We start from the raw sequence: 16,759 nt of genomic DNA on the forward strand, positions 1-16,759 counted from the left end.
GCCCGCGTGCTCCGTCGCGAGCGCGTCGAAGAAGGCGCGGGCCTGAAGCATGGCTTCGCGCATCTCCTCGGTGCCGACCTGGCCGGTGGCGGCCGCACGCACGCGCCGATATCCGTCGATGTGGTGGGCGTGGTGCACGGAGAGCGCGTCGACGTGCTCGTCGTGACGCTCCGGGCCGGGGAAACCCCGTGCCTGTGCGAGTCCGCCCAGCAACTGCTCTGCCTCGGCGAGTGCCTGCTGAGGCGAGTCGACGAAGCGTTCCTGTGCCGCCGTCCAACGCGTCAGGTACTGCTCACGCACCTGAGGGGGCAGCGGGTGCGGGGTGAAGGAGCCGTGCTGCCGCACGCGCAGGGCGAGTTCACTCTCCGCGGCCTTGCTGTCGCCGTTGTGGCGAGCGAGCACCCTGTCGTACTCGGGCCCGAAGCGACGCCTGAGGCCACCCCGGGACCTGCCCGCGCCGGAACGGCCGCCGTAGACCGTGCCGACGATTATCACGGCGGCGACGGCCACGATGAGAACAATGATCACAACTGTGGACACGATGACCTACCCCGAGCTTTCTACTCGTAGCGGATAGTTCATCTCCGGGTAGCCGTCGCACCGTGACGCAAACCGGGTTGGAGGAAAACGGAGTTGAACGCGCGGTCCGGTGTTCGACGCGGGTGCCTGCCCGGCGGATCATGGACGCATGGCAGCACAGAGCGACGACGGCACCTCCCACCAGCGCCGGACCCTGCCCGGGGCCGTGGCATTTCCGCTGGTCGCAGCGGCGTTCGCGGTGACGATGCTCGGCACGACCCTCCCCACTCCGCTGTACGTGCTCTATCAGCGCGAACTGCATTTCTCCACGCTGATGATCACCGTGATCTATGCCGCGTACGCGGTGGGTGTGCTCGCGGCCCTGCTGCTCTTCGGGCGGGTTTCGGATGAAATCGGCCGCCGCCGTGCGCTGTTGCCCGGCCTCTTCGCCTCCATGCTCAGTGCGGTCGTCTTCCTGGTCACGCACGACCATCTGGAACTCCTGTTCACCGGAAGGGTGCTGTCCGGGCTCTCGGCGGGGATCTTCACCGGTACGGCGACGGCCGCGCTCGTGGATCTGGCCGGGGAGCGCGGAACCGAGCACGCAAGTCTGGTGGCGACCGCGGTCAACATGGGCGGGCTCGGCAGCGGTCCGCTGCTCGCCGGGGTCCTCGCTCAAGTCGCCCCCGCGCCGCTGCACCTGCCGTACGCGGTCGACCTCGGGCTGCTCATCGCCGTCACCGTCGGCATCTGGTTCATGCCGGAGCCGGTGGCGGTGACGGCGCGCCGCCCGCGGCTGCGGGTCACGCGGCCGGGGGTGCCTCCCGAGGTGCGCGGGACGTTCGTACGGGCGGCGAGCGCGGGCTTCGCGGGGTTCGCCGTGCTCGGCCTCTTCACCGCGGTCGCACCGTCGTTCCTGGGCAACGTGCTCGGCCTGCACAGCTTCGCGCTCTCCGGCGGCGTGGTCTTCTCCGTGTTCGCCGCTTCGACCGTCGGCCAGATCGTGCTGGTGCCGAGGTTCGGGCGTGCGTCCCTGAAGGTGGGATGTGCCGGGCTCGTCGTCGGAATGGTCCTGCTGACGGCCGGACTTGCCGTGGAGTCCTTCGGACTCCTGGTCACGGCAGGCGTGCTGGCGGGGCTGGGCCAGGGCATGAGCTTCCGCGCCGGTCTGGCCGCCGTCAACGCCGAGGCTCCGGCGGACCAGCGTGCGAGTGTGGCCTCGACCTTCTTCGTCGTGATCTACGTGGCGCTGTCCGTTCCGGTGGTCGGTGAGGGGCTGGCGACGGACGTCGTCGGGCTGCGGGCGGCGGGCATCGGATTCAGCGTCGCGGTCGCCGTGCTCGCCGGCTGGGTGCTGGCCGCGCTCGTACGGGCGGAGCGCACCGCGGCGTGACGCGTCCGCCCGTACGAGTCCCGGCAGTCGCCCGGTGGATGTCTCAGTAGCGGACGTGCTTGCCGCCGTCCACGATCACCGTCTCCCCCGTCACCATGTCCATCCCCAGCAGCCCCAGCACGGCCTGCGCCACGTGTTCGGGCCCGGAGGTCCGCCGGAGCGGTACGGTCTCCCGCTCGGCCAGCGCCCGTTCGGCGAAGCCCTCCTCGCCGTGCAGGCCGGTCTGCCAGCGAGTGGCGACCGTCCCCGGTGCGACGGCGTTGACCCGTATGTCCGGAGCCAGAGCACCGGCAAGGTTCCGGGTCAGCTGCACCATGGCCGCCTTGCTCACTCCGTACGCGATGGACGAACCGCCCGCGCGGTAGGCGGAGATGGACGAGACGTTGACGACCGCTCCCGACGCCTCGCGCAGCGCGGGCGCGAAGGCACGGGTGCTGCGGAAGGCGCCGACGACGTTGACGTCCAGCACTTCGTGCCAGATCGCGTCCGTGAGCCCGTCCAGGTCCGACTCGGGCACGGCCCGCGTGGTGCCGGCGTTGTTCACCAGCACGTCCACCCGGCCGAACCGGTCCAGCACGCCGTCGGCGAAGGCCCGTACGGCTGCGTCGTCGGTCACATCCGCGGGAGCGGTCAGTACGTCGCAACCGCGGCCGGCGGCGTCCGCGACGAGGGCGTCGGCCGCGTCCGAGGAGCGCGTCCAGCTCGCAGCGACGCCGCGAACTCCTGCGTCGGCGAGCGCCAGGACCGTCGCACGTCCGATGCCGGTGCAGCCGCCGGTGACGACCGCGACGGTGTCCCTCAGTTCCATGGCCGGGCCCCTCAGTCCTTCTCTGCCACGGGCGGGCCGGCCGGTGCGTACTCCTCCAGCGCGACGTCCGCCTCCCTCGACTCCTTCGAGTAGAGGAACGCCACCAGCGAGACGACCGCCGTCGCCGCCATGAACGCCGCGACGAGCCACGGGTCGCCGTCCGCGTAGCCGAGCAGGGCGGCGGCGATGAACGGCGAGAACCCGGCGAGGGCGGCCCCGATCTCACGCGAGGCGGCGAACCCCGTGTACCGCACCCGCGCCCCGAACAGCTCGGCGTAGAAGGCCGGTTGAACGGCGATCATGGGCGCGAGCCCCAGCGAGGTGGCCAGGATCATGCCCAGCCAGATGACGACGGGGACACCGGTGTCGAGCAGCATGAAGAACGGGTACGCGAACAGGCCCGTGAAGATCACGCTGAACAGATTGAGCGGCCTGCGCCCGATGCGGTCGGACAGCGCGCCGTAGACGGGCTGGAGCGCGATCACGACGAGCCCGAAGGAGATGACCCCTGTCAGGGCGACCCACTTGGGCTGTTCCACCTGGACGGTCAGGTACGAGACGGAGAACGTCGCGTAGATGTAGACGACGGACGTGTCGCAGATGTGGGCGCCGATCCCCACGAGGAAGCTGCGGGGGTAGCGGCGCAGGGCCTCCCTGATCGGGAGCTTCACCACGCTGCGGTTCTCCTTCATCCGCTTGAACACCGGTGATTCCGCTACGCGCAGACGCAGGTAGAGCGACACGGCGATCAGCAGGAAGCTGAAGAGGAACGGCAGGCGCCAGCCCCAGGACTGCTGGGCGGCCTGCGGGATCAGCCCCACCAGGAGGAAGACGACCATGCCGAGCACGAGCCCGATCTGCACGCCCATCTGCGCGAACGAGGCGTAGAAGCCGCGCCGTTCGGCCGGAGCGTGCTCGGCGAGCAGCGTCGACGCGCCGCCGAACTCCGCGCCCGCGCCCAGCCCTTGGCACACCCGCATCAGGGTGAGCAGCACCGGAGCGGCGACGCCGATCGAGTCGTACGTCGGCAGCAGCCCGATCACGCCCGTGGACAGACCCATGACCAGGGTCGTCAGCACGAGAGTCGAACGCCTGCCGATGCGGTCGCCGAGCGCGCCGAAGAAGAAGCCGCCCACGGGACGGAAGATGAAGCCGACGCCGAAGGTCGCGAGGCCGATCAGGGTGCCCATGGCCGGGTCGTCCTGGACGAAGAACAGGTCGTTGAAGACGAGCACGACCGCCGTGCCGTAGATGAAGAAGTCGTACCACTCCAGTGCGGTCCCGACGACGGACGCGCTGACCACGCGCCGCAGTTCGTGGTCGGTCCGCAAGTTCCTGGTGGTGGGGGGTGATGGGTCCTGGGACATCGTCGTCTCCTCAACGAGCTGCTGGGTCCCCCTGATTGCCGTACGGTCCGGGCGCGCCGTCACCGCCGGCGGCACCCCGTAGCGCCAGCAGCTCCTCCCACGTCCTGCTCGGGAGGGGGATGCCGTGCCGGCGCCGTTGCGCGAGTGTTCGCTCCTCCGGCTCCCCCGGAACCAGAACCTCTTCGCACCCCTGCGCCGGCGTGGTCTCCGCCAGCGCAGCGCAGAACTCCTCGGTCTCCGCGCGGAATTCGGCGAGCGGGACGAACGCGTCGATCCGCACGCCGATGAGCACGGTGCCGAAGTGCCCTTCGTATCCGGGTCTGCTGGAGATGCCGGCGCGGCTGAGGAGCCCGCCGACGATCTCGATGACCACGCTCAGCCCGTAGCCCTTGTGACCGCCGAACGGCAGCAGGGCGCCGCCGCTGTAGAAGTCGCCGGGTACGCGGGATGCCGCCCCCTCGGAGTCGAGCAGCAGCCCCTCGGCCACGGACATCCCGCGGGTACGGGCGAGGGCGAGCTTGCCCTCGGCGACGGCTGCCGTCGCCCAGTCCACGACGAGCGGTGGCCGTCCTTCGCCTCGCGGGAGAGCCCACGACATCGGATTGGTACCCATGCGTCGCTCCCTCCCGCCGTACGGGGCGACCGTGGGGTCCGCGTTCGACAACGCCAGGGCGACCAGGCCCTGTTCGGCCATGCGGGCCGTGTACTCGCCGAGCCGCCCGACGTGGTTGCAGTCCTGGACGGCGACGACGCCGACGGCGAACTCCTCGCACAGGGCGACCAGTTCATCGGCGGCGAGACGTGCGGCGAGCTGCCCGAAGGCGCGTTCGCCGTCGATGACGGCGGTGGCCCCGTGGCGTGAGAGGACGCGGCCGCCTCTGGCGGGGTCGACGAGCCCGCCCCGTACGGCGGCGAGGTACCCGGGGAGCCTGCGCACCCCGTGCGAGTCGTGCCCGAGCAGATTCGACGCGACCAGGGAGTCCGCGACACGGCGGGCCGGGACGGGGGCCATGCCCGCGTCCTCCAGCAACTCCGTCGCCAGATCGGCCAGTTCACGCGCCCCGGTCAGCCGCTCCCGGTCACTCCCTGCCTGCGTACTCACATCCCTGCCGCCTTCGCCGCCGCGGTTCGATATTCCGTGTGAAGGAATTCGATTCCGTAAAGCTTGGAGATTCCGAGATGCTGCCACAGCCCCCGACGGCTGGGAACCCACCGTGCACGAGGAAGACCGGACACCGTTCCGGCCGGATTCCCCACGCTCCGGTAGCCGCATGTGGCGCTGGCTAGACTGGGGCGATGGCCAGTGAGGTGCGGCGTACGGCGGCGGACAAGACGCTCGACGTGCTCGAAGCACTGGCCCGGAACCGCAGCATCGCGGAGATCTCCGAAGCCACCTCACTGCCCAAGCCGACCGTCCACCGGATCCTGCAGACCCTGGTGGAACGCGGCTTCGCCCGCTACCTGGGCCGTGGCAGCTACACCGGCGGCCCGCGGATCCTCACGCTCGTGGGCAGCCACCAGCGCGAAGTGGACCTGCCCGACCAGGCGGGCCCCACCCTGGAGGAGCTCCGCGACGAGACCGACTGGACGGTCCACCTCACGCTGCTCACGGGCGACGAAGCCGTCTACGCGGCCAAGTTGGAGGGCGACAAGCCCTACCGGCTGGCCTCCCGCGTGGGCATGAGCCTCTCGCTGCATTCGACGTCGGTCGGTAAGTCCGTTCTCGCCTCCATGCCCGAGGAGTCCGTCCTCGCGCTCCTCAAGCGCACCGGCATGCCCGCGCGTACGGACCGCACCCACACCTCCGCCGCGAAGCTCCTGAAGGAACTCGCCGCGGTGCGGGAGCGCGGATACGCGGAGGACCACGAGGAGAACGAGTCAGGCGTCATCGCCGTCGGCGCGCCCGTCTTCGACCACTCCGGGCTGGCAGTCGGCGGGATGAGCGCCGCCACCCTGAGCAACTTCTCGGACGTCGAATCGATGGCCAGATGCGGGAAGGCCGTCGCCGCCGCCGCGAAACGCTTCTCCCTGACGCTCGGCGCCCCCGCACACCGCTGCGAACTCACACCACGCCGGCCGGGTGCCGCGTGACGCCCTCCGGGAGACGTCCGGCCTCGCGATGGCCGGTGCTCGTCGCCGTACTGCTCGCACTGCTGGGCGGATCGGCCCCGTCGGCGTCGGTTCTCGCAGGCGCGGCCACGGTCGGCACCACGGCCTCCGCGCAGTCGGGGTCCCACGACGTCTCCGGTGACGGGCACGCGTCCCGTCCCACCCAGGACGCCCCGCATCTGCAGGGCACGCTCACACACCCGCCGCACATCGCGGCCCACACCGCCGACCCGCTGCCGTTGCTCCCGGCCGGGCGGAACGATCAGACGGCAACGCGCGGTTCCGTACAGCCGCAGCCCCCCGGCATCGCCGCAGCGCACCTCACGCACCACTCACCGCGCCACGGCAGGGCACCACCACTCCGCACAGGCATCTGACCGACACCCGGGCACGCCCGGGATTCCCGTCATTCCACCACCGTGGCCTCCTCGCCGAGGCCCGGTGTGCCTTGTGCAGGAGGAAAACCATGACTCGCGCCAACAAGGTGCGGGCGGTGGTCGCGCTTGCCCTGACGGCTCTCGCCGCGATCCTCGCCATGACCCAACAGCCCCGCCTGGGCATCGATCTGCGCGGCGGAACGCAGATCGTCCTGGAAGCCCGCGACTCCGCCACCGCGAAAGCCACATCCGAGAACACCGACGACGCCATGGAGGTGCTGCGCCAGCGCGTCGACGGGCTGGGCGTCGCGGAACCCACCCTCGTACGCTCCGGCGAGAACCGCATCATCGTCGAACTGCCCGGACTGCAGGACCCGAAGGAAGCGGCCGAAGTCCTCGGACGTACGGCTCAACTCTCCTTCCACCCCGTCAAAGGCGCCCCGCCGAAGGGCCCGCAGCAACCGCAGCCGGGCCGCACCGCGATGACCGGCGAAGACGTCGAGGCGGCCGCGGCCACACTCGACACCCAGCAGGGCTCCGGCTGGTCCGTCGGCATCGAATTCAGCGACAGGGGCAGGGAGACGTGGGCCGGCCTGACCGGCAAGGCCGCCTGCTCACCGGCAGGCGACCCGAAACGGCGCGTGGCCATCGTGCTGGACGAGAAGGTCATCTCCTCACCGCAGATCGACCCGTCCGTCTCCTGCGGCCGTGGGATCACCGGCGGAAACACCCAGATCACGGGCGGCTTCAGCGAGAAGGAGGCCCAGGAGCTGGCCACCCTGATCGAGGGCGGCGCGCTTCCCGTCCCGGTCGGTGTCATCGAACAGCGCGTCGTCGGCCCGACGCTGGGCGCCGAGGCGATCGCCGCGAGCACCTGGGCTGCCGTGATCGGCGTACTGCTCACCTCGGGCTTCGTCATCTACGTCTACCGGCTGCTCGGCGCGCTCACCGCGGTCGGACTGCTGTGCTACGGGCTGATCTCCTACTCGGCACTGGTCGCGTTCGGAGCCACCCTCACCCTCCCCGGCCTCGCCGGGTTCGTCCTCGCGATCGGAATGGCGGTCGACGCCAACGTCCTCGTCTTCGAACGCGCCCGTGAGGAGTACGCGACCGGCACGGGCCGCACGCTGCGCGCCGCGGCGGCCAAGGGCTTCCGCGGCGCGTTGGGCGCCGTCGTCGACTCCAACGTCACCACGCTCCTCGCCGCACTGCTGCTGTTCGGCCTCTCCACCGGGCCCGTACGCGGATTCGGGGTCACCCTCTCCATCGGCGTGCTCGCCTCGATGGTCAGCGCCCTGGTCGTCACACGGGTGCTGGTGGAGTACGCGGTGAGCCGGCGTTCCGTCCGTGCCCGCCCGAGGTTGACGGGGCTGGCCGGGCTGGGACGCGTACGCACGCATCTCACGCAGCGGAATCCCGACTGGATGCGCCACGGACGGCGCTGGCTGGCCGTGTCCGCCGCAGCCCTGGTCCTGGCCGTCGGCGGAATCGTCGTGCGCGGCCTGGACTTCGGCGTCGAGTTCACCGGAGGCCGGCTCGTGGAGTACTCCACGGCCGAGGTCGTCGACGCGGAGAAGGCCCGCACGGCGCTCGCCGAGGCCGGGCTGCCGGACGCCGTGGTGCAGAGCTCGGGCGGGGAGGAGATCTCGGTCCGCTCCGGGAAACTCACCGACGCCCAGGAGGAGACGGTGAGTTCGACGCTCGCCGACCTGGGCGGTCACGCCGAGAAGGAACGCGACGAGCTGTTCGGACCGAGCCTGGGGGACGAGTTGCGCCGCAACGCGCTGATCGCCCTGGCGGTGGCCCTATCGGCCCAGATGATCTATCTGGCCTTCCGGTTCCGCTGGACCTTCGGGGCGGCCTCGGTGCTCGCGCTGGTCCACGACGTGATCATCCTGGTCGGGGCGTTCGCCTGGATGGGCAAGCCCGTCGACGGTGTCTTCCTCGCCGCTCTGCTATCCGTCATCGGCTACTCGGTCAACGACTCCGTCGTCATCTTCGACAGGGTCCGCAGCGAATGGCACGCCGAACGGAAGGCTTCTTTCCGGAACGTGGTCAACAGGGCGGTCGTCCAGACGGTGCCCCGCACGCTCAACACGGGAATGGGGGCGCTGTTCATCATCGCCGCCCTGGCGGCGCTGGGCGGCGACTCGCTCAACGACTTCGCCGTGGCCCTGCTCGTCGGCATCCTCGTCGGCTCGTACTCGTCGCTCTTCGTCGGAGCACCGGTCGCGATCGAGCTCGAGGGCCGCAGCGACACACCGGCGCCGCGACGGCGGGGCAACCGGCCGGGCCCTGAGCGCCGCCGGATCCCGAGCGACAACGGAGCCCGGGTGTAGGCGACTTCGCCCACACGACGCCGAGGGCGGCACCCCTGCTGGGGTGCCGCCCTCGGTCCGTGACGCGCGGCCACGGGGCCGGCTTCTGACCGCGATGCGATCAGAAGTCCATGCCACCGCCCATGCCACCGGTCGGGTCGGCCGCACCGGCGCCCGCCTTCTCCGGCTTGTCGGCGATGACGGCCTCGGTCGTCAGGAAGAGCGCCGCGATGGAAGCGGCGTTCTGCAGTGCCGAACGAGTCACCTTGGCCGGGTCGTTGATGCCCTCGGCCAGCATGTCGACGTACTCACCGGTCGCGGCGTTCAGGCCGTGACCCGGCTTCAGGTTGCGCACCTTCTCGGTCACGACGCCGCCCTCGAGGCCGGCGTTGATCGCGATCTGCTTGAGCGGGGCCTCGAGTGCGAGCCGGACTGCCTGAGCACCGGTCGCCTCGTCACCCTCGAGCTCCAGCTTCTCGAAGACGCTGGACGCCTGGAGCAGAGCGACGCCACCACCGGCGACGATGCCCTCCTCGACGGCGGCCTTGGCGTTGCGCACCGCGTCCTCGATGCGGTGCTTGCGCTCCTTCAGCTCGACCTCGGTGGCGGCACCGGCCTTGATGACCGCGACACCGCCGGCGAGCTTCGCCAGACGCTCCTGAAGCTTCTCGCGGTCGTAGTCCGAGTCGGAGTTCTCGATCTCCGCACGGATCTGCGAGACGCGGCCGGCGACCTGCTCGCTGTCACCCGAGCCGTCCACGATCGTCGTCTCGTCCTTGGTGATGACGACCTTGCGAGCGCGGCCCAGCAGGTCCAGACCCGCGTTCTCCAGCTTGAGGCCGACCTCCTCGGAGATGACGGTGCCACCGGTGAGGATGGCGATGTCACCGAGCATGGCCTTGCGGCGGTCGCCGAAGCCCGGGGCCTTGACGGCAACGGACTTGAACGTGCCGCGGATCTTGTTGACGACCAGCGTGGAGAGAGCCTCGCCCTCGACGTCCTCGGCGATGATCAGCAGCGGCTTGCCGGACTGCATGACCTTCTCCAGCAGCGGAAGGAGGTCCTTCACGTTGCTGACCTTGGAGTTGACGATGAGGATGTAGGGGTCCTCGAGCTCCGCCTCCATGCGCTCCATGTCGGTGGCGAAGTACGCGGAGATGTAGCCCTTGTCGAAGCGCATGCCCTCGGTGAGCTCGAGCTCGAGCCCGAAGGTCTGCGACTCCTCGACGGTGATGACGCCTTCCTTGCCGACCTTGTCCATCGCCTCGGCGATGAGCTCGCCGATCTGCGGGTCGCCGGCGGAGATGGAGGCCGTGGAGGCGATCTGCTCCTTGGTCTCCACGTCCTTGGCCTGCTCCAGCAGGGCGGCGGAGACGGCCTCGGTGGCCCGCTCGATGCCGCGCTTGAGGGCCATCGGGTTGGCGCCTGCGGCGACGTTGCGCAGGCCCTCCTTGACGAGCGCCTGCGCCAGGACGGTCGCGGTCGTCGTGCCGTCACCGGCGACGTCGTCCGTCTTCTTGGCGACCTCCTTGACCAGCTCGGCGCCGATCTTCTCGTAGGAGTCCTCGAGCTCGATCTCCTTGGCGATGGAGACACCGTCGTTGGTGATCGTGGGGGCGCCCCACTTCTTCTCCAGCACGACGTTCCGGCCCTTGGGGCCGAGCGTGACCTTGACGGCGTCGGCGAGCTGGTTCATCCCGCGCTCGAGGCCGCGCCGCGCCTCCTCGTCGAACGCGATGATCTTGGCCATGTGAAGTGGTCCCTCCCGGACTGGGGATCCCCCTGCACAACCAGGGGACGGGTATACCGGACCGCGCTGGCGCCCGCGACGGACGGCTCAGATGCCGTGTGGTTCCTTGCTCCACCCGGCGAACGAGCCTCACCGACCCGGTCCTTGTCTGTCACTCTCACTCGTAGAGTGCTAACGCAATGATTAGCACTCGACCCCTGCGAGTGCAAGCGACCCCAGGACATCACACCGGACCGTGCGAGGGCACGGGGAGAGAGCCGCGGGGGTGCGGGAGAGCACGGAGCGAACACGAAGAGGGGCCGTGCCCCTCACGGGACACGACCCCTCTCAACAGCTGCTGTCACAGCTGCGTTGAAGCTCTGCGCAGTGTGGTCGGCGCTCAGGCGGTCACACGGACCATGTCCGCCTGCGGCCCCTTCTGACCCTGCGAGATCTCGAACTCGACCCGCTGTCCTTCGTCCAGGGTGCGGTAGCCGTCCATCTGGATCGCGCTGTAGTGCACGAATACGTCCGCACCACCGTCGACCGCGATGAAGCCGTATCCCTTCTCCGCGTTGAACCACTTGACGGTGCCCTGAGCCATCCCTAACTCCCCTATTACTGGCCCTTGCACGGGCCCGCACCTCGCGAACCCGGGTCAGACCTCACCCCCGAACCACTCGAGACGAGTGCGGAGGTGTGCGCCGGAACGCGTCGACCGCGGCTGAATGTATCTGCACGGACGCCCTCTGCAACAGGCCAACGGAATGAGAAATCTGGGCACCGACCGAGCGGCCAAACACCCGCAACATCTGAGGAATCAGGGCAAGGCGGGCCAGGCATAGAGTGCCAACACGACAATTGCCGCCCTGAATTCGGGCGCAACTTGTCGCGTTCTCATATGCATCCGGCATGCGCCGGCGCGGTCACGGGGTGGGAATGCTGGCAACCCTATCGCGCCCCCAGACGCGGAATCGCCCCCTCCGCTTGCTGCTTCCGTGGAGGGGACGATCCGACGTTAGGTGATCGGCGGCAGCCGCAGAGGGCCCTTCACCGACCTCTCACGAGACCTCAGCAGCCCCCTGCCACAGCGGGGATGATGGAGACGCCCGCACCGTCCGGGGTCGGAGTCTCCAGGCCCTGCTCGAAGCGGACGTCGTCGTCGTTCACGTAGACGTTGACGAAGCGCCGCAGCTTGCCCGAGTCGTCCAGCACGCGGGCGCCGATGCCGGTGTGGTTCTTCTCCAGATCGGCCAGCACCTCGGACAGGGTCGCGCCCTCGGCGCTCACTTCCGCCTGCCCTCCGGTGTAGGTGCGCAGGATGGTCGGGATTCGGACGTTCACGCTCATGATGCGAGACCAGCCTCTCGGAAGGAGTCCAGGTTCGGACGGATGACGGCGGACGGTCCGGTGGTCGGCGCCACCGCGTCCAGGGTCTTCAGGCCGTCGCCCGTGTTGAGGACGACGGTGGTCAGGGACGGGTCGAGCTTCCCCTCCTCGATCAACTTCTTGGTGACGCCGACGGTCACGCCGCCGGCCGTCTCGGCGAAGACCCCTTCGGTCCGCGCCAGAAGCTTGATCGCGTCGACGATCTGCCCGTCGTTCACATCCTCCACCGCGCCGCCCGTACGGCGCGCGATGTCCAGCACGTACGGCCCGTCGGCCGGGTTGCCGATGGCCAGCGACTTGGCGATGGTCGACGGGCGGACGGGGCGCACGACGTCGTGCCCGTCCTTGAAGGCGCGGGACACCGGGGAGCAGCCCTCCGCCTGGGCGCCGAAGATCTTGTACGGCTTGTCCTCGACCAGGCCGAGCGCGATCAGCTCCTTCAGCCCCTTGTCGATCTTGGTGAGCTGCGAGCCGGACGCGATGGGGACGACGAGCTGGTCGGGCAGTTCCCAGCCCAGCTGTTCGCAGATCTCGTAGGCCAGCGTCTTGGAACCCTCCGCGTAGTACGGGCGGAGGTTGACGTTGACGAAGCCCCATCCCTCGCCGATCGGGTCGCCGATCAGTTCGGAGCAGAAGCGGTTCACGTCGTCGTAGTTGCCCTCGATGCCGACCAGTTCACCGCCGTAGACGGCGGCCATGACGACCTTGCCCTGCTCCAGGTCGTGCGGGATGAAGACGCAGGAGCGCAGCCCCGCGCGGGCGGCCGCCGCGCCGACGGCGCCGGCGAGGTTGCCCGTGGAGGAGCAGGAGAGCGTCGTGAAGCCGAAGGCGCGTGCGGCTTCGACGGCGATGGCGACGACGCGGTCCTTGAAGGAGTGCGTCGGGTTCCCGGAGTCGTCCTTGATGTGCAGCGAGCCGGTGACGCCGAGCTCGCCGGCGAGCCGGTCGGCCTTGACCAGCTTGGTGAAGCCGGGGTTGATGTTGGGCTTCGTCGCGACGTCGGCGGGGACGGGCAGCAGCGGCGCGTACCGCCAGATGTTGTCCGGACCGGCCTCGATGCGCTCACGGAGCGCTGCGGGGTCGCCGCTGGGGAAGTCGTACGCGATCTCCAGCGGCCCGAAACAGGCTTCGCACGCGAAGACCGGGCCGAGCGGCAGACGCTCGCCGCATTCGCGACAGGACAGCCCGGTGGCGGGTCCGAGCGCGACGCCCGGGGTGTCGGTGGAGGTGGCGGACTGCTCGGGAGCAGCTTGAACAGCCATGATCGGCGAGGCCCTTTCCTCATCTTCCTCATGACGTATCTCGCCACAAGACGGAATTGGCACCTTCCCGAGCCGGGAGCCTCGCACCTTGACATCAGCTGTGACGCTGCTTGCGAGACCGGCCGGAGGGTTGCCGGGGCTTCAACGGGCCGTTCCCTCTGCCCCTCTGGATGAGCGGTGTGAAGTTGTGTGCGGCGTCTGACGAACGCTGCGAAAACCGCCGGGCCGGACCCGGCATGCGATCGTCATCCGCGTTGTTCAAGACTGTAACCGACGGACCTGACCACCTGGACAGGCGTCCGAACCGCGAGATGGATCACTGGGGAGTACCGCGTGCTGGAGGAAGTCGAGCAGTGGCTTGGCCGACGGTCCTGGTCGTGTGCCGACCGTCCCCTCGCCGGACTGCTGGCCGCGAAGCGCGCCTCGGCCACCCGCGTGAGCGTCGTACTGCCCGCGCTGAACGAGGAGCGGACGGTCGGCCGCATCGTCTCCGTGATCCGGCGCGATCTGCTGGCGGACGTGAACCGGACGGGGCGGCCGGGGCTCGTCGACGAGCTCGTGGTGATGGACTCCGGCTCCACCGACCGTACGGCCGAGGCGGCCTCTGCGGCGGGCGCGCGGGTGATCCGCCGCGACGACGTGCTTCCGCGGCTGCCGGCGATGCCCGGCAAGGGCGAGGTGCTGTGGCGTTCGCTGCTGGTGACCAGCGGCGACATCGTCTGCTTCATCGACGCGGACCTGAAGGACTTCTCGTCCGACTTCGTCTCCGGCGTCGTCGGGCCCCTGCTCACGGACCCGGGCCTGCGCCTGGTCAAGGCCATGTACGACCGGCCGCTCGGCGACGACCCGGCCGGGGGCGGGCGGGTCACCGAGCTCGTGGCACGGCCGCTGCTCAATCTCCACTGGCCGCAGCTGGCGGGCTTCGTGCAGCCGCTGGGCGGCGAGTACGCGGCTCGCCGCTCGCTGCTGGAGGAGCTGCCGTTCCCGGTCGGTTACGGCGTGGAGCTGGGGCTGCTCGTCGACGCCCTGCACACGGCGGGGCTGGACGCGCTCGCCCAGGTCGACGTCGGGGTGCGGCGGCACCGGAACCAGGACGGGCAGGCGCTGGGCCGGATGGCCGCGGCGATCCACCACACCGCGCAGCTCCGCCTGGCGCGCGGCAGCCGTCTGGTCGTCCCGACGCTGACCCAGTTCGAACGCGCCCCGGACGGGGCCGGGTTCGCGGGCTTCGAGCCGCGCAGTCACACGGTGGACACGGTGGAGCGGCCTCCGATGCGGGAGATCGCGGAGTACGCCTCCCGCCGGGCGGCCTAGCGCGCCGGGAGCCTGATGTGGCCCGGGCACAGCTCGACGGCGCCGGCCTCGCGGACGCGGCACCGCGAGCCGAACCCGTGCGTACCCGCGGGCTCGCAGCGCCGTGCGATCGGTCACGTTTGCGTGGATCTCGGGACGGCTAAGCTCCGGCCATGGTCGTCGAACGCGCATCCCAGCAGGCCCGCGTACTGGTCGCGTCCAACCGGGGACCGGTCTCCTACTCGACCGCCGACGACGGCTCGCTCACCGTCAAGCGCGGCGGCGGCGGTCTCGTCTCCGGTCTCTCCGCGATCGCGGCCGGCGGGTCCGGCACGGAGAAGGACGCCGACGCCGTGTGGGTGTGCGCGGCGCTCGGTGACGGGGACCGGCAAGCGGCGCGCCGCCGCTCGGACGGGAGGCTCGATCCGTCCGACACCGGCGGCCAGTCCGTGCGGATGCTGGACATCCCCGCGGAGACTTTCTCGGCGGCCTACAACGGCATCGCCAACTCCGTGCTCTGGTTCGTCCATCACATGCTCTACCAGACCCCTCTCGAGCCGTCCTTCGACGCGGACTTCGAGGAGCAGTGGGCGGCGTACAAGCTCTACAACGCCGCCTTCGCCCAGGCGCTGGCCGAGGACGCCGCGCACGGCGCGAGCGTGATGGTGCAGGACTACCACCTGACGCTGGTCCCCGGCCTGCTCCGGGCCTACCGGCCCGACCTGCGCATCGGGCACTTCTCGCACACGCCGTGGGCGCCTCCGGACTACTACCGGATGCTGCCCGACGCCGTCGCCGAGGAGGTGCTGCGGGGAATCCTGGGCGCGGACCGAGCCGCGTTCCTGACCGAGCGCTGGGCGCAGGCCTTCGCCGACTGCTGCGTGCGCGTGCTGGGCGCCCGTACGGGCAGGAACGAGGCGACGCAGGAGATCGAGGTCGTCCTGGAGGGCCGCACCACCCGCCTCGGCGTGCACGGGCTGGGCGCCGACGCCGAGTTCCTCCGTGAGCGGGCCGGACGGGACGACGTGGAGGAGCGGATCGGGATGCTGCGCAAGCAGATCGGGAGCGGCCCTGACGGGCAGCCCCGCCGCGCTCTCGTCCGCGTCGACCGCACCGAGTTGTCGAAGAACATCGTGCGGGGCCTGCACGCGTACCGGCGGCTGCTGGAGGACCGTCCCGAGTGGCGCGAGCGCGTCGTCCACCTCGCGCTGGCCTATCCCTCGCGGCAGGACCTGGCGGTCTACCGCGACTACATGACCGAGGTCTCACGCGTGGCCGACGAGATCAACTCCACGTACGGGACGGACAGTTGGACGCCGGTCGTGCTGTTCCTCAAGGACGACTTCGCGCGATCCCTGGCGGCCTACCGGCTGGCGGACGTCGCACTGGTCAATCCGATCCGGGACGGCATGAACCTGGTCGCCAAGGAGGTCCCCGTCGTCTCCGACGACGGCTGCGCGCTGGTGCTCTCGCGTGAGGCGGGCGCGTACGCGGAGCTGGGCGATGACTCGATCGTGGTGAACCCGTACGACATCGCGGACACCTCTCGCGCGCTGCACGAGGCTCTGACGATGGAGCGCCACACGCGGGCCGAGCGCACCAAGCGGCTCTCGACGGCGGCGACGGCGCTGCCGCCGACGCGCTGGTTCCTGGACCAGTTGGAGGCGCTGAGAGCGGTCACGCCGTAGCGCGGCGAGGCCTTTCGAGGGCCCCGTCCCCGTCAGGCGGGGCGTTCCGTGAGGAGGTCGGCCAGCGCTTCGAGCATCTGGACGACGCCTGCCGGGCCGTCGACCACGACGTCCGCGCGGTCGGCGATCTCCGGAACCGACTCGTTCGTCTCGCCGCCGCCGCTGCACACCAGCAGGCCGGGTAGGCCCTCGCCGCGGAGCCTCTCGACGGCGGCGAACGCGGCCAGGTCACCGAGGTCGTCGCCGCCGTAGAGGACGGCTCCGGCGCCCACTTCACGCAGGTGCTCCGTCAGTGCGGCGCCCTTGTCCACGCCCGGTGCCCTCAACTCCAGGACCATGCGGCCGGGTTCGACGACGAGACCGTGCCGCTCGGCGAGCGCGAAGAGCGGGTCGCGCAGCAGGGCGAAAGCCGCTTCGGGATCGTCGGTACGACGCGTGTGCACCGCGACGGCCCGGCCCTTGTCCTCGGTCCACGTGCCTTCAGGGGCTGACAACTGGGCCAGCAGG

At 70.2% G+C, this 16,759-nt stretch carries 15 protein-coding genes and 1 riboswitch; of the genes, 6 read left to right on the forward strand and 9 right to left on the reverse strand.

Going from position 1 to position 16,759, the window contains the following annotated elements; translation table 11 throughout:
• The coding region (locus H5J26_RS18490) for a hypothetical protein (protein ID WP_181767001.1) at positions 1 to 540 on the reverse strand (540 nt) is incomplete at its 3' end.
• Positions 541 to 688: 148 nt separating this feature from the next.
• On the opposite strand from H5J26_RS18490, the gene H5J26_RS18495 reads away from it, so the two are divergent.
• Positions 689 to 1,912, forward strand: a complete 1,224-nt coding sequence (locus H5J26_RS18495; RefSeq protein WP_181767002.1) for an MFS transporter — start codon at positions 689 to 691, stop codon at positions 1,910 to 1,912.
• A gap of 43 nt (positions 1,913 to 1,955) precedes the next feature.
• Here H5J26_RS18495 and H5J26_RS18500 read toward each other — a convergent pair whose 3' ends face one another.
• The 3 genes from H5J26_RS18500 to H5J26_RS18510 are packed head-to-tail and all read right to left on the reverse strand — an operon-like array spanning position 1,956 to position 5,189.
• A complete protein-coding gene (locus tag H5J26_RS18500) occupies positions 1,956 to 2,720 on the reverse strand; it encodes an SDR family NAD(P)-dependent oxidoreductase (RefSeq protein WP_181767003.1) in 765 nt (254 codons plus the stop codon).
• Positions 2,721 to 2,731: 11 nt separating this feature from the next.
• Positions 2,732 to 4,087, reverse strand: coding sequence for an MFS transporter (locus H5J26_RS18505; RefSeq protein WP_181767004.1), 1,356 nt, complete (start codon positions 4,085 to 4,087; stop codon positions 2,732 to 2,734).
• A 10-nt stretch (positions 4,088 to 4,097) separates the two neighbouring features.
• Positions 4,098 to 5,189, reverse strand: a complete 1,092-nt coding sequence (locus tag H5J26_RS18510) for an Ldh family oxidoreductase (RefSeq protein ID WP_181767005.1) — start codon at positions 5,187 to 5,189, stop codon at positions 4,098 to 4,100.
• A 194-nt stretch (positions 5,190 to 5,383) separates the two neighbouring features.
• On the opposite strand from H5J26_RS18510, the gene H5J26_RS18515 reads away from it, so the two are divergent.
• The 3 genes from H5J26_RS18515 to secD all read left to right on the forward strand — a co-directional run bounded on the left by H5J26_RS18515 (position 5,384) and on the right by secD (position 8,912).
• Entirely contained in the window at positions 5,384 to 6,178 is a 795-nt protein-coding gene (locus H5J26_RS18515; protein ID WP_181767006.1) for an IclR family transcriptional regulator, read from the forward strand.
• The gene (locus H5J26_RS18520) at positions 6,175 to 6,573 is read left to right on the forward strand and encodes a hypothetical protein (protein WP_181767007.1); all 399 of its coding nucleotides are present in this window, start codon (positions 6,175 to 6,177) and stop codon (positions 6,571 to 6,573) included. Before H5J26_RS18515 ends, H5J26_RS18520 begins: the two co-directional genes overlap by 4 nt.
• A gap of 89 nt (positions 6,574 to 6,662) precedes the next feature.
• On the forward strand, positions 6,663 to 8,912 hold the full coding sequence (gene secD / locus H5J26_RS18525; protein ID WP_181767008.1) for a protein translocase subunit SecD: 2,250 nt from the start codon (positions 6,663 to 6,665) through the stop codon (positions 8,910 to 8,912).
• 100 nt (positions 8,913 to 9,012) lie between these two features.
• On the opposite strand, the gene groL is transcribed toward secD, so the two are convergent.
• From groL to thrC, 4 genes are all read right to left on the reverse strand, one after another.
• Positions 9,013 to 10,641 (reverse strand): chaperonin GroEL, encoded by a 1,629-nt coding sequence (groL, locus tag H5J26_RS18530; protein ID WP_181767009.1) that lies wholly within the window; start codon positions 10,639 to 10,641, stop codon positions 9,013 to 9,015.
• Positions 10,642 to 11,020: 379 nt separating this feature from the next.
• Positions 11,021 to 11,224: a cold-shock protein gene (locus H5J26_RS18535; protein ID WP_028429801.1), complete on the reverse strand. Its 204-nt coding sequence runs from the start codon at positions 11,222 to 11,224 to the stop codon at positions 11,021 to 11,023.
• A gap of 467 nt (positions 11,225 to 11,691) precedes the next feature.
• The gene (locus tag H5J26_RS18540; RefSeq protein WP_070013032.1) at positions 11,692 to 11,970 is read right to left on the reverse strand and encodes a MoaD/ThiS family protein; all 279 of its coding nucleotides are present in this window, start codon (positions 11,968 to 11,970) and stop codon (positions 11,692 to 11,694) included.
• Positions 11,967 to 13,271, reverse strand: a complete 1,305-nt coding sequence (gene thrC, locus H5J26_RS18545; protein WP_181767010.1) for a threonine synthase — start codon at positions 13,269 to 13,271, stop codon at positions 11,967 to 11,969. Before thrC ends, H5J26_RS18540 begins: the two co-directional genes overlap by 4 nt.
• Positions 13,272 to 13,287: 16 nt before the next feature.
• Positions 13,288 to 13,448: riboswitch (SAM riboswitch) on the reverse strand.
• A gap of 156 nt (positions 13,449 to 13,604) precedes the next feature.
• Here thrC and H5J26_RS18550 point away from each other — a divergent pair.
• The gene (locus H5J26_RS18550) at positions 13,605 to 14,585 is read left to right on the forward strand and encodes a glucosyl-3-phosphoglycerate synthase (RefSeq protein ID WP_181767011.1); all 981 of its coding nucleotides are present in this window, start codon (positions 13,605 to 13,607) and stop codon (positions 14,583 to 14,585) included.
• A gap of 152 nt (positions 14,586 to 14,737) precedes the next feature.
• Positions 14,738 to 16,252 carry an alpha,alpha-trehalose-phosphate synthase (UDP-forming) gene (locus tag H5J26_RS18555; protein ID WP_181767012.1) on the forward strand — a complete coding sequence of 505 codons (1,515 nt, stop codon included), beginning with the start codon at positions 14,738 to 14,740 and terminating at the stop codon, positions 16,250 to 16,252.
• Positions 16,253 to 16,284: 32 nt separating this feature from the next.
• Here the strand turns inward: H5J26_RS18555 and H5J26_RS18560 are convergent.
• The coding region (locus tag H5J26_RS18560) for a trehalose-phosphatase (RefSeq protein WP_303647152.1) at positions 16,285 to 16,759 on the reverse strand (475 nt) is incomplete at its 5' end.

Source organism: Streptomyces albidus (ex Kaewkla and Franco 2022) (genome assembly GCF_013870515.1).
Taxonomy (GTDB): Bacteria; Actinomycetota; Actinomycetes; order Streptomycetales; family Streptomycetaceae; genus Streptomyces; species Streptomyces albidus.

Bases quoted from the DNA above. Each gene is read 5' to 3' on its own strand.
- thrC (WP_181767010.1), bottom strand. From the start codon at position 13,271: ATGGCTGTTCAAGCTGCTCCCGAGCAGTCCGCCACCTCCACCGACACC.
- H5J26_RS18515 (WP_181767006.1), top strand. From the start codon at position 5,384: ATGGCCAGTGAGGTGCGGCGTACGGCGGCGGACAAGACGCTCGACGTG.
- H5J26_RS18540 (WP_070013032.1), bottom strand. From the start codon at position 11,970: ATGAGCGTGAACGTCCGAATCCCGACCATCCTGCGCACCTACACCGGA.
- H5J26_RS18500 (WP_181767003.1), bottom strand. From the start codon at position 2,720: ATGGAACTGAGGGACACCGTCGCGGTCGTCACCGGCGGCTGCACCGGC.
- H5J26_RS18495 (WP_181767002.1), top strand. From the start codon at position 689: ATGGCAGCACAGAGCGACGACGGCACCTCCCACCAGCGCCGGACCCTG.
- groL (WP_181767009.1), bottom strand. From the start codon at position 10,641: ATGGCCAAGATCATCGCGTTCGACGAGGAGGCGCGGCGCGGCCTCGAG.
- H5J26_RS18505 (WP_181767004.1), bottom strand. From the start codon at position 4,087: ATGTCCCAGGACCCATCACCCCCCACCACCAGGAACTTGCGGACCGAC.
- H5J26_RS18535 (WP_028429801.1), bottom strand. From the start codon at position 11,224: ATGGCTCAGGGCACCGTCAAGTGGTTCAACGCGGAGAAGGGATACGGC.
- H5J26_RS18555 (WP_181767012.1), top strand. From the start codon at position 14,738: ATGGTCGTCGAACGCGCATCCCAGCAGGCCCGCGTACTGGTCGCGTCC.
- secD (WP_181767008.1), top strand. From the start codon at position 6,663: ATGACTCGCGCCAACAAGGTGCGGGCGGTGGTCGCGCTTGCCCTGACG.